General features: G+C 73.8%; 8 protein-coding genes. 2 read left to right on the forward strand and 6 right to left on the reverse strand.

Annotation, left to right across the window (positions count from 1 at the left end; translation table 11 throughout):
- Positions 1–20 precede the first annotated feature (20 nt).
- The 3 genes from ACWGIG_RS31080 to ACWGIG_RS31090 all read right to left on the reverse strand — a co-directional run bounded on the left by ACWGIG_RS31080 (position 21) and on the right by ACWGIG_RS31090 (position 2,438).
- Positions 21–476: an ester cyclase gene (locus ACWGIG_RS31080; protein WP_453325020.1), complete on the reverse strand. Its 456-nt coding sequence runs from the start codon at positions 474–476 to the stop codon at positions 21–23.
- A gap of 67 nt (positions 477–543) precedes the next feature.
- Complete coding sequence (locus tag ACWGIG_RS31085) at positions 544–1,581, reverse strand: zinc-binding dehydrogenase (RefSeq protein ID WP_453325021.1); 1,038 nt, start codon at positions 1,579–1,581, stop codon at positions 544–546.
- Complete coding sequence (locus ACWGIG_RS31090; protein ID WP_453325022.1) at positions 1,578–2,438, reverse strand: NAD(P)H-binding protein; 861 nt, start codon at positions 2,436–2,438, stop codon at positions 1,578–1,580. The genes ACWGIG_RS31085 and ACWGIG_RS31090 overlap by 4 nt, the downstream gene beginning before the upstream one ends.
- 360 nt (positions 2,439–2,798) lie before the next feature.
- On the opposite strand from ACWGIG_RS31090, the gene ACWGIG_RS31095 reads away from it, so the two are divergent.
- Complete coding sequence (locus tag ACWGIG_RS31095) at positions 2,799–4,451, forward strand: 2Fe-2S iron-sulfur cluster-binding protein (protein ID WP_453325023.1); 1,653 nt, start codon at positions 2,799–2,801, stop codon at positions 4,449–4,451.
- Positions 4,452–4,681: 230 nt separating this feature from the next.
- Entirely contained in the window at positions 4,682–5,869 is a 1,188-nt protein-coding gene (locus tag ACWGIG_RS31100) for a serine hydrolase domain-containing protein (protein ID WP_453325024.1), read from the forward strand.
- Between the two features lie 132 nt (positions 5,870–6,001).
- Here the strand turns inward: ACWGIG_RS31100 and ACWGIG_RS31105 are convergent, their stop codons facing one another.
- The 3 genes from ACWGIG_RS31105 to ACWGIG_RS31115 all read right to left on the reverse strand — a co-directional run.
- Positions 6,002–7,273 carry an SWIM zinc finger family protein gene (locus tag ACWGIG_RS31105; protein WP_453325025.1) on the reverse strand — a complete coding sequence of 424 codons (1,272 nt, stop codon included), beginning with the start codon at positions 7,271–7,273 and terminating at the stop codon, positions 6,002–6,004.
- Complete coding sequence (locus ACWGIG_RS31110) at positions 7,270–10,329, reverse strand: DEAD/DEAH box helicase (RefSeq protein ID WP_453325026.1); 3,060 nt, start codon at positions 10,327–10,329, stop codon at positions 7,270–7,272. The genes ACWGIG_RS31105 and ACWGIG_RS31110 overlap by 4 nt, the downstream gene beginning before the upstream one ends.
- A 29-nt stretch (positions 10,330–10,358) precedes the next feature.
- The coding region (locus ACWGIG_RS31115; protein WP_453325027.1) for an alpha/beta hydrolase at positions 10,359–11,321 on the reverse strand (963 nt) is incomplete at its 5' end.

Genomic DNA, 11,321 nt, shown 5'->3' on the forward strand with positions numbered 1-11,321 from the left:
GCCCTGTCACGTCCGCGGGCTCAGAGCACGTCCGCGGCGACGAAGCCGAGCTCCTTCAGCATGGGCAGGTAGTTGAACACGTCGTAGTGCTCGATGACCTTGCCCTCGTCGTTGAACCGCAGCTCTTCGAGCATGTACCAGGTCACCTTGCGGCCGCTGGGGGCCTTGCCCATGAACTCGCCCAGCTGGGAGCCCGTGACGGTGATCCGCAGGATGACCCGGTCGCCCTCGGCGACGACGCTCTTGGCCACCAGGTGCAGATCGGGGAACGCGGCCAGACCGCCCTCCATCGCGGCGACCATCTGCGCCGAGTCGACCTGGCGGTCCTCGGAGAAGTGACGGATCTCCGGGGCCCAGTGCTTGATGATGCCCTGGAGCTCCCAGCGGTTCCAGGCGGCGACCATGGAGAGGGCCAGTTCCTTGTTGCGGTCCTGGACCGAGGGGGTGGCGGCCTGCGTGTTCACTGCGGTGGACATGTGAATCCCTCGTTGTCGTTGGGGTGCGTGCGCCGCCCTCGGCGCGCTGCGGGGGGTGCGGGGGGTGTTACGGGATCAGGACGTGCTTGCCGACGGTGCTGCCGTCCAGCAGCGCGCGTACGGCGAGGTGGGCGTCGGCCAGCGGGTGCCGGGCGGCGATCTTCGGCTCCAGCACGCCCTCGTCGAGCAGGCGGTACAGCGCGGCCAGGTCGGTGCGGAAGTTCTCGCCGGGCTTGACGTAGTACATGCACTGCCTGCGGCCACCGGTCAGCCCCAGCTTGCGGGCGACCCAGCGCCGTCCGGTGCGCTGGAGCGCGGGGACGTGCGGCCTGAACCACTGGCCCGCCCGGTAGCCGGCCACCGAGGAGTCGTAGGAGACCAGGGTGCCGCCGCGGGCCAGCATCGCCCACCCGGCGTCCAGCCCCCGGCCGCCGATGTGGTCGAAGACGCAGGTCACGCCGGAGGGCGCCAACTCCCGTACGGCAGCGGCCAGATCGGGGGTGCGGTAGTCGACGGGCTCGGCCCCCAGGGCCCGCACCGTCGCGTGCTTGGCGGGCGACGCGGTGCCGATGACGCGCAGCCCCCGGTGCACGGCGAGCTGCGTGAGCAGGGTGCCGACACCGCCGCTCGCGCCGTGCACCAGCACGGTCTGCCCGGCCTCCGGGGCCGTCGCGCGGTGCAGCATCTGATAGGCCGTCACCCCGTTGGTGACCAGGGAGACCGCGACGGCCGCGTCCAACTCCTCGGGCACGGCGGCCAGTTGGGTCGCGGGAAGGGCGACGTACTCCTGCCAGGCGCCGTGCCGCGGCATGGCCGCGACCCGGTCGCCGACCCGGTGCCCGGTGGCCCCGGGGCCCACCTCGACGACGCGTCCCACCAGGTCGTAACCGGGTACGAAGGGGAACCGGGGCGGAAAGGGGTGCAGGTGCTGCAGCATCTGCACCTCCGCGAAGGAGACTCCGGCCGCCTCGACCCGCACCACGACCTGGCCCTTGCCCGCTGCCGGGCGCCGGCTCTCGCCCGGCACGAGGTGCTTCTCGGCCGGGCCGGTGCCGGTGAGCGACACCAGGGCGGTGCGCAGACCGGTGGGGATGTCGATGCTCATGCCGTCGCCCCCGCCGGCTGGGCCGCGAAGTCGGCGGCGTGGTCGTCGGCCCACTGCGCGAAGGTGCGGGCCGGCCGGCCGGTGACCCGCTCGACGGTGTCCACCGGGGAGGGCGGGTCGAGCACCGCGTCGGCGAGATAGCCCAGGACCATCTCGACGACGGGGGACGGCATGAACCGGCCCATCTCGGCGCGCGCCTCGTCGGGAGTGATCTCCTCGAAGCGCAGCGGCCGGCCGGCCGCCCCGGCCAGGACCCGCACCTGGTCCGCCTGGGTGAGGGCCTGCGGCCCGGTCAGTACGTACGCCTGTCCCGCGTGCCCGTCCTCCAGCAGGGCGGTGGCGGCCACCGCGGCCACGTCCGCCTCGTGGATCAGCACCCGCGGCGCGTTGCCGTACGGCGCCCGCACCAGGGACTCGGTGCGGATCGAATGCCCCCACTTCCAGAGGAGGTTGGTGGCGAACTCGTCGGGGCGCACGAAGGTCCAGTCGATGCCGGAGGCCTCGACGGCCTCCTCCACCGCACGGTGGTGCGCGCCGCTGTGGTTGTCGCCGCTGGTGTCGAGCACCGACGAGGAGGACAGCACGACGATGTGCCGCACCCCCGCCTCCTTGGCGAGGGCGACGACCTCCCGCGCCGTCCCGGGCACCGGGAAGAGATAGAGGCGCTCGGCCCCTGCCAGGGCGGCGCGCACGGTGGCGGGCTGCTCCAGATCGCCCTCGAAGACCTCGACGCCCGCGGGCAGCCCCGCCGTGGCGGGGGAGCGGGTCAGCGCCCGTACGGACGCCCCTGCCGCGACGAGCCGGTCCACCACGTGGCGGCCGACGGCTCCGGTCGCGCCTGTCACGAGAATGGTCATCCCTGTTCCACCTTCACCCCTGTGTCGATGCTGCCCGACCGCTGTCCGCCAGCCGTCCGACCGCTGTCTGAACTGCTGCGCCTGCGCGGTCCGGCCAGCGTCGGGAACGGCGCTGGAGAGGCCACGGAGAGGCGCTGGAGCACCGCCGCGACCTGCGGGACCTGCCCGGCGCCCGAGCAGGGCTCCAGTCCCCGCTGGGAGATTCGAGGGGCAGTCGAGTGCACCGGCCCCACCACAGGACCGGCCCCACCACAGGACTGTCCCCACCACGGACCGGCGCCCACCACAGGGACGGCCCCCTTCACAGGGGCGAAGGAAGCCGGTGCGTCGCACAGAACCGACAGGAGAGAGAGGCAGCCCGTGCCCACCCCCACCCTGGCCCGATCGTCCGCACCCCCCACGGCCGAACAGGAGGAGGTGACCAGCAGCGACACGAAGCAGGAGCGGCGGCCCAGGCGGCAGAAGAGGGCGGAACGCGGGGAGTTCCGGCTCGGGCCCAAGGGGCGCAGACTCACGCTCGCCCTGCACATCACCTCGTCCGTCGGCTGGATGGGCCTGTCCATGTCGATGGCCACGCTCGCGCTGATCGGCCATCTGACGACCGACCCGGGCATCGCCGAAGGCGCGTACTTCGCGATGTACATCTTCGACGAGACCACCGTCTCCCTCATCAGCCTGGTCTGCGGCGTCACCGGCGTCCTGCTCGGGCACGGCACCCCCTGGGGGCTGCTGCGCCACCGGTGGGTGCTGACCAAGTGGGTCCTCTCGCTGGCCGTCGCGGTCTTCGCCTGGGTGTACACGCACCCGCTGGTGCTGGTGGCGGCCGAGAAGGCGGCGGCGTCCAAGGGCGGGGTGTACCGGCCCAGCGAGGAGGGCGCCCTGCTGGCGTGGACCGTGCCGCCGGTCTTCGGCGTGCTGGTGTTCCTCGGCTTCCTGTCCGTGTACAAGCCGTGGGGGCGCACCGGCCGCGGACGCCGGTACGCGGCACGCCGCGCAGGCTCGGCCAAGGCCGGGTCCGCCGGAGCCGGAGCAGTCGGAGCAGTCGGAGCCGCCGGAGCGAAGAGCGCCGTGGACGTTCCCGTGACGGTCGGCGCGGTCGACCGGCTCGCCGAAGGGGTCGTGGGCCTGCGGCTGGTCCCCGCCGACGGGGCCCGCACCGCCGCGTGGACCGCGGGCGCCCACATCGACCTCGTCCTGCCGTCCGGCAAGGTGCGCCAGTACTCCCTGCACGGCGACCCCGACGACACCGGCGGCTACCGCGTGGCGGTCCTGCGCGAACCGGCGGGCCGGGGCGGCTCCGCCGAGGTGCACGGCCTGTCCGCGGGCGACCGGATCGCGGTGCGCGGACCGCGCAACCACTTCCCGCTGGCCGACGCCGATTCCTTCCTCTTCGTCGCGGGCGGCATCGGCATCGTCCCCTTCCTGCCCATGATCGAGGAGGCGGAGCGCCGCGGCGCCCAGTGGCGTCTGGTCTACGTGGGACGCAGCCGCGCCGCCATGGCGTTCGTACGGGAACTGGAGCGCTACGGCACCGAGCGGGTCCTGCTGCACCCGCGCGACGAGGCGGACCGCCCCGACCTGCGCGCCCTGCTCGCGCGGAGCCCGAAGGGGACCGCGGTGTACTGCTGCGGCCCGCAGGCCCTGATGCGCGCGGTCGAGGAGACGCGGGAGAGCGCCCGCCCGGACACGACCCTGCACCTGGAGCGGTTCGAGTCCTCGGCCGACAAGAGGCAGGACGCCGACAACAAGCCGTTCGAGGTCGAACTCGCCGCCAGCGGCACCGTGGTGGAGGTACCGGCCGACCGGTCGGTCCTGGAGGCCCTGCGCGAGGAGGCCCCCGGGCTGTCCGCGTCCTGCGAGGACGGCCTGTGCGGCAGCTGTGAACTGCGGGTGCTGCGCGGGACGCCCGACCACCGCGACGACGTGCTGTCCCCGTCGGAGCGGGACCGCACCGACCTCATGTACCCCTGCGTCTCGCGGGCCCACGGCTCCCGGCTGGTCGTGGACCTCTGACGTTCGGTCCGCCGCGGCGTCGTCGCGGGCGGTGGCGGGTGAAGTGCCGGGCTGCGTCCGGTCCTTCACCCGCCGGCGGTGCGCACGGTCGCCGCACCGGGGAAAGGGTTGGCCGAAAGCAGGTCAACCCAGGGGGGAGGAGCAACCCCGGCGATCCGCGTCCGGTCCTCTCCCGCGACGTGCCGCCGCACCCGTAGCCCGGCGCGCACCCGAGCCAGTAGGGACATCGGATGCCCGTACGCACGCACCGCCCGCCTCGCACCGCGCTCCTCGTCGCCACCCTCACCGCCGCCGCTCTCGCCGGCAGCGCCGCGCTCGCCGCCCCCGCCACCGCGCAGGTCCGCGAACGCACCGCCGCGGATCCGCACGCCCAGACCCGTGCCGCCGTCGACGCCCTGGTGCGGGACGGGGTGCCCGGTGTCGTCGTCCGCGCCGAGGGACCCGGCGGGTCCAGGGCCTGGACGGACACCGCAGGGGTCGGCGACCTCACCACCGGGCGGGAGCGCCACGCGCAGGACCGGTTCCGGATCGGCTCGATCACCAAGACGTTCACCGCGACGGTGCTGCTCCAGCTGGAGGCCGAGGGGAAGCTCTCCCTCGACGACCGCGTCGAGAAGTGGCTGCCCGGCGTCGTCCGCGGGCACGGCCACGACGGCCGGAAGATCACTCTGCGCCAGGTGCTCCAGCACACCAGCGGCATCTACTCCTACACGAGCGACCCGGAGTTCGTCCGGCAGCGGATGAGCGTCGCATTCCTCGAAAACCGCTACGAGTCCCTCCCCGTGCGCCGCCTCGTGAAGGTCGCCATGGGCCACGCCCCCGACTTCGCCCCCGGCACCAAGTGGCAGTACTCCAACACCAATTACCTCCTCGCCGGCATGGTCGTCGAGAAGGCGACGGGCCGTTCGTACGAGAGCGAGATCGAGCGGCGCATCATCCGCCCCCTCAAGCTGCGCGGCACCTCGGCCCCGCACGACGAGACCCGCCTGCCGCAGCCCAGCAGCCGTGCGTACAGCAAGCTCTCCGCCGACCCGGCCGCCACGAAGAAGTACGACGTCACCGAACTCAACCCCACCCTGGCCGGCGCCGCGGGCGCCATGGTCTCCAGCACCGCCGACCTCAACCGCTTCTACCGCGCCCTGCTCACCGGCGGGCTCCTGCCGCAGCAGCAGCTCAAGGAGATGAAGACCACCGTCCCGGTCAGCCCCGATTACCCCCACATCGGCTACGGGCTGGGCATCTACGAGCAGAAGCTGTCCTGCGGCAAGGCGGTCTGGGGCCACACCGGAGGAATTCACGGCTCGGCCACCCACGCGGGCACGACCGAGGACGGACGGAAGTCCGTGGCCCTGAACCTCAACGGCGACTGGAGCGGGGACACCGGCACGGTGATGGAGGCCGAGTTCTGCCCCAAGTAGCGAGGAGGAGCACGGGAGTTCCCCGCGAGCGGCGATTCCCGCCCCGCGCCGCCGCAGGGCGGTGACGGCGCACGGACGCGGTGCCCTGGCCCAGGAGGCCAGGACACCGCGTCGCCCACTCGCCCTGCTCGCCTACTCGCCCAGCAGTTCCGCGAGCGCGTCCGCCGGATCGTCGTGCGGCGTGGCCGACGGCCACCACTGGCCGCCCTCCTGCCGGTACGGGTACCAGCGGCCGTCACGGCCGTGGCGCAGTTGCAGCCCCCGTCCGGCCAGCGTCCAGCGGTTGCGCTCCACCTCCACCTCGGGGAGCTCGTCCTGCGCCCAGCCCGCCTCCAGCGCGATCCGGGCCCGTGCGTCGTCCTGGCGCGAAGGCGTCCAGGCCTCCTCCAGCACGTCGAGCCCCGCGCTGCCGCCCCACCGCCAGGCCCGCGCGGCCCGTTCCAACTGCTCCGCGTCGCCACCGGCCCTGGCCAGCCGCACGGTCACCCGCGGATCGGGGTGCGTCGCCGCGATCCGTACGGTGTCCCGCCGCAGGTCGAGCGGCGGCGACGGTTCGGCGACGAAACCGTGCACGTGCGCCAGCAGTTCCCTGGCCCGTACGGAAGCGTCGGCGACCAGCTGCTCCAGCGGATCGGTCCCGATGCCGGACACGGGATCCCGCCGGGCGGGCGCACCGGGCAGCGCGGGCAGGGCGGGCAGCGCCACCGGCGCGCGGCCGAAGACGTCCTGCGCGGGGACCGCCCCGGCGGGCGGCGCGACCGGCGGCGCGGCTGCGCCACCGGACTCCTCCTCCTCTTCCTCCCCGCTGTCCTCCCCGGCCAGGGCCCGCATCAGCAGGACCGACTTCAGCTCCTCCACGGCCTCCTGCGCGCCGCGCCCCCGCAGCAGCAGGAGCAGCGCCTGGTCCTGGTCCAGCAGCCAGGCCGTCTGGTAGCACAGCGCCGCGGCGTGCGCGCACACGTCGTCGAAGGAGTCGCAGTCGCAGTCGGGTTCCAGCTCGCCGTAGCCCGGCAGCAGCCGCACCCGGGCGTCCTCGGCCGACTCCAGCAGGTCGGGCGGCACCGCGCCGTCGAGCAACTCCGCCAGGACGGCGGGCCGTTCGGCCGACTTCTCCCACAGGAGCTCCCACTCCTCGTCGTCGAGCACGTCGAGCGTGAGCACCGTCGAGAAGGACGAGTCCCCGTCGTAGACCTGGGTGGCGATCCGGCCCGGGCTCAGGGTGATCGGCCCGAGCCGGCCCGAACGGGCGAAGGAACGGCCCTTCTTCAGCGAATCCTCGTCGAGTCCGGCGTCCTCCACCGCCTCGGTCCAGGCCCGCCCCCACCAGGACTGCCCACGCGACCTGCTGCCCTTGCGCGCGGCGAACGCGGGAAAGCCCCGCGCCCCCCTGTGCTCCCCGCTCATCCCGCACTCCTCAGCTCGACCAGGTTGGCCAGCTCGTCGTTGTTCAGTTCCGTCAGCGCCTGCTCGCCCGAGCCCAGCACCGCGTCGGCGAGGCCCTTCTTCGCCTCCAGCAGCGCCGCGATGCGGTCCTCGACCGTGCCCTCGGCGATCATCCGGTGGACCTGCACCTTCCTGGTCTGGCCGATCCGGTACGCACGGTCGGTGGCCTGCGCCTCCACGGCCGGGTTCCACCAGCGGTCGTAGTGCACGACGTGGTCGGCACGGGTCAGGTTGAGTCCCGTTCCGGCCGCCTTCAGCGACAGCAGGAAGACCGGGACGGCCCCCTCCTGGAACTGCTGCACCATCTCCTCGCGACGCGGCACGGGCGTGCCGCCGTGCAGGAACAGGGTGGGCACGCCCCGGTCCCGCAGGTGCCGCTCCAGCAGCTTCGCCATGGTGACGTACTGGGTGAAGACCAGTGCGGACCCGTCCTCGGCGATGATCGTCTCCAGCAGCCTGTCCAGCAGTTCCAGCTTGCCGGAGCGCCCGTCGAGGCGGGCGTCGTCCTCCTTGAGGAACTGCGCGGGGTGGTTGCAGATCTGCTTCAGACCGGTCAGCAGCTTGAGCACCAGGCCGCTGCGGGCGATCCCCTGCGTGGACCTGATCTCGGCCATCACGTCGTGCACGTGGTTCTCGTAGAGCTTCTGCTGCTCGGCGCTCAGCTCGACCGGGCGGTCCGTCTCGGTCTTGGGCGGCAGCTCGGGCGCGACGCCGGGGTCGGTCTTCTTGCGGCGCAGCAGGAACGGGCGCACCAGTTCGGAGAGATGGCGCGCGACGGTGCCGTACTCCCCCTCCTCGCCGGGCGGCGGCCCGAACTCGGCGCGCTCGGCGCGCTCCGCCTCGATGGCGGAGATCCACCGCCTGCGGAACTGCCCGTGGCTGCCGAGCAGACCGGGCGTGGTCCAGTCGAGCAGGGCCCACAGCTCGGAGAGGTTGTTCTCGACCGGGGTGCCCGTCAGGGCGATCTTCGCGTCGGCGGGGATCAGCCGCAGCGCGCGGGCGGTGCTCGCGTGCGGATTCTTGACGTACTGGGCCTCGTCGGCGACGACCGTGCTCCAGCGGTGCGCACCGAGGTGCGCGGCGTCCAGCCGCATCGTGCCGTACGTCGTCAGGACGAACCCGGCGTCGGCACCCTCCAGGGTGCGGCCGGGGCCGTGGTAGCGGCGCACCGGCGTGCCCGGGGCGAACTTGAGGATCTCGCGCTGCCAGTTGCCCAGCACGGAGGCCGGGCAGATCACGAGGGTGGGCCCCTTGCTGTCCTCGTGCTCCTGGCGCAGCAGGTGCAGCGAGATCAGCTGGACGGTCTTGCCCAGGCCCATGTCGTCGGCGAGACAGCCGCCCAGGCCGAGCGAGGTCATCCGGTCCAGCCAGCGCAGGCCCCGCAGCTGGTAGTCGCGCAGCGTGGCGGCGAGGCCGGCCGGCTGCTCGACGGGTTCGCTGCCGCCGTCGGGGTCGGCGAGGCGGTGGCGCAGGGCGAGCAGCCACTCGCTCGGCGAGACCCGGACCTGCCGCCCGTCGATCTCGGTGTGCCCGGTGAGGGCGACGGCGAGCGCCTCGATGGCGGTCAGCGGCTTCAGGTCGCGTTCGCGGGCCGCGCGGCCCATCTCCGCGTCGATCAGCACCCAGCGTCCGCGCAGCAGGACCAGGGCCCCTTCGGCGCGGGCGATCTGGGCGATCTCCTCGTCGGTGAGGGCCTCGCCGTCGAGGTCCAGGTGGCGGCGCAGACCGACGGTGCCGTCGGAGCCGAGGAAGGAGCGCAGATGGGTGGGGGCGGCGAGATCGCCGCCGACGACGGCACGGGAAGTCAGGGCGCTGGTGGACTCCTCGGGCCACAGCACCTCCACCCCCTGCGCCGCCAGGCGCGCCGTGGCGGTGCCGAGCAGCTCCTGGACCTCGCGCCCGGTGAGGTCCAGCGCGGAGGGCACCGGCAGCAGCCGGCCGAGCGGCGGCCAGACCTCGGCGGCGCGCCGTACGGCGACGACGGTGTCGCTCTGGGCGCGCGGGCCGAGCCCGGCGGCGTCGGCGCCGGCGAACAGCTCGCCTGCGTCGGCGCGCAGCGTCGGGTCGGCGAGGCTGGAGATCTGCGGCACCAGCCGCAGCAGGGGCGGCCGGCTGTCGTCGGTCCCCGGTACCAGGTCCAGGCGCAGTGCCATCCGTACGCCCGAGTCGAGGCCGGCCGACAACGCCTCGGCCCACTCGCGCAGTTGCGGCACGTGCTGGGGCTCGACGGCGGCGAAGGCCGCGCGGCCGGTGGCGGTCGCCGCCGCCGGGGTGCGCGGCAGCGTGTCGCCCACCGCGTCGACGAAGGCGCGGACCAGGTCCGTCGCGTCGGGCAGCAGCAGCGGACCGCCCTCGGGCACGGGAACGGGCGCGGCGAGCGCGGCGGCGGGGGCGGCGGCGGCCACCTCGCGCAGCAGCGTGACGTCCGCGGAGTCCAGCGGGCCCGCCCGCCAGGCGTCGTAGCCGCCGGACGAGACGCCGGGCAGCAGACGCCTGCGGGCGGTCAGGTGCAGGCCGAGGGCGGCGGCGGTCCCCCAGAAGGCGGCGGACCGGCTCGCGCCGCCGCCGTCGTGCACTGCCTCGAAGCCGCCCGCAGCGCCGCCTGTAGCGCCTGCGTCGCTTGTCCTGCCTGCGTCACTTGTACTGCCTGTGTCGCTTGTCCTGCCTGTGCTGCCCGCGCCGCTTGTACTGCCCGCGTCGCCCGCGCCGATTTCACTGTCGTACAGCCTGCGTGCCCGCAGGAGTGCGGGCAGCGCCTCGGCGACGGTCAGCCGCAGTACCGGGACCGTCCGTACGCCGAGGCCGTCGCCCTCGGCGAACACCAGGGCGGCCTCTCCCGGCTCGCCCACCGGGAGCTGCGGGAGTCCGGCGCCGCGGCCCGCGGAGTCCGGCCCGCTCCCGTCCGCCGCTGCTCCCGCGTAGAACACCAACCGGCCGGTCCGCGCCGGATCCCCCGGTTCGAAGACGGCCTCCCACCGTGCGAGCAGGCCCGCCTGCTCCTGCGTCATCCACACCATCTGGCCCGCCCCTTGCTTGTACAGTTCGGTCAACTTCCGCCGCCCACGCGGCGGTTCGCCCACTCCTGTGCGTATGCGTACCACAGGGGGGCGGTGCGATGCAGATTGAGCACGTGCCCCGTGGCGGGCACGGCGAGGGCTTCCAGCCGGGCCCGCGGCCCGTACAGCGGTGCTGCGCTGGCCTTCAGGGCGGCGGAACTGGAGCAGTCGCTGCCCGGTCCGCCGCAGATCAGTTTGTCCTGCCCGCCGACGACGACCAGCACGGGGACCTTGATGCGCCGGTTGAGCGCCACGTCCCCGTAGGCCGGGTCGGCGGGGTAGACGTCCGGCTCGGTGGTGAGCTCGTCGGTCAGCAGCACCCGGGGGTCGGTGGTCTCGCGGTCGTAGAACCACCGGGCCTTGCCGCCGGTCCGCAGCGCCAGGTAGCCGTCGTCGAGGCGGCGCCCGGCCAGCAGCGGGTGCTTGTTGGCGGGCAGGTACAGGCCGCCCATCTGCTCGAAGGCGGTGGAGTTGGGCGGGGCGCCCTCACCGGTGAGGATCAGGCCGTCGACCTCGCCGGGGTGGTGTACGGCGACCATGCGGGCGACGGTGGCGCCGAAGGAGTGGCCGACCAGGATCACCTTGCTGAATCCGGCCCCGCGCAGCTTCCGGATCAGTTGCAGGGTCACCTGCTCGTGGGTCGTGTCGGCGAACCGGGAACTGTGCGGGGCGGAACTGCGGCCGGTGCCCAGCCGGTCCACGGCCAGCGTGGCGAGCCCGGCCCGGCCCGCTGCCTCCACGTAGGACGGTCCGCGCGGATCGCCGCGCAGGGTCCAGTAGGTGCGGTCGTAGGTTCCTCCGTGCAGCAGCAGTTGGACGGTGCGGGCGTGGGCGGTGCGGGGGCGGCACAGCGTGCCGGCGATCTTCTGGTCGGCGCGGGCGCCGGGGGCGGTGGCGACGGCCGAGTCGTACGGGGCGCAGCGCACCGGCCCGGGCCCGCCGGTGTGCGGGCC

The organism is Streptomyces sp. NPDC054863 (genome assembly GCF_053610825.1).